Below are 688 nucleotides of genomic sequence, written 5' to 3' on the forward strand. Positions count from 1 at the left end.
TATACTGACAAATCTATTATCGATATTATGTCGGCCTAACCTCCAGTTTTTGCTAAGGGAAGTAACATTGCTACTAAAGAAACTCACCAAGAGTGATCTCGATATTTTGAACTCTATGAAAAACGTCGTGGATGGCATTGCACGTATGTATGGTGAACACACTGAAGTGGTTCTCCACAGCTTAGATGCCGAAGCGCCGGAAATCATCAAAATCGCAAATGGGCACGTGACGGAACGCAGTGAAGGTGCCCCAATTACCAACTTAGCGAGAATGAAGTTAAGAGAGGGCAAGGACGTTTCTGATTCGTACCTGACGAAAACGTCGAACGGAAAGACCTTGCACTCCATTACGACAATTGTCAGAAATCCAAAAAACAAACCGATTGGTTTGCTGTGTATCAACGTGGATATGGATGCACCGATGCAGGCGTTTTTAAAGGCAATGCTGCCTCAGCAACACACCGAGTGTTGTGTTGGTGGTGCTCGCTCACCAGAAACGTTTGCGCGTAATATCGATGAAACCATCATCAGCACGATAGAAACCGTACAAACAGAAGTGTGGGAAAATGAAGCCATTGCGCCTTCTAAACGTAACCGTGAACTGGTGACGCGACTGCATGGCCTAGGCATTTTTAAATACAAAGATGCTGTTTTAATGGTTGCAAACCATCTTGGTATATCGCGCGAT

The 688-nt window shown here is 44.6% G+C and carries 1 protein-coding gene; it reads left to right on the plus strand.

The window, feature by feature from the left end; all coding sequences use genetic code 11:
• Positions 1-67 precede the first annotated feature (67 nt).
• The coding region (locus tag R7Z50_RS27710; protein ID WP_318149783.1) for a transcriptional regulator at positions 68-688 on the plus strand (621 nt) is incomplete at its 3' end.

Source organism: Vibrio sp. 1249-1, from assembly GCF_033340495.1.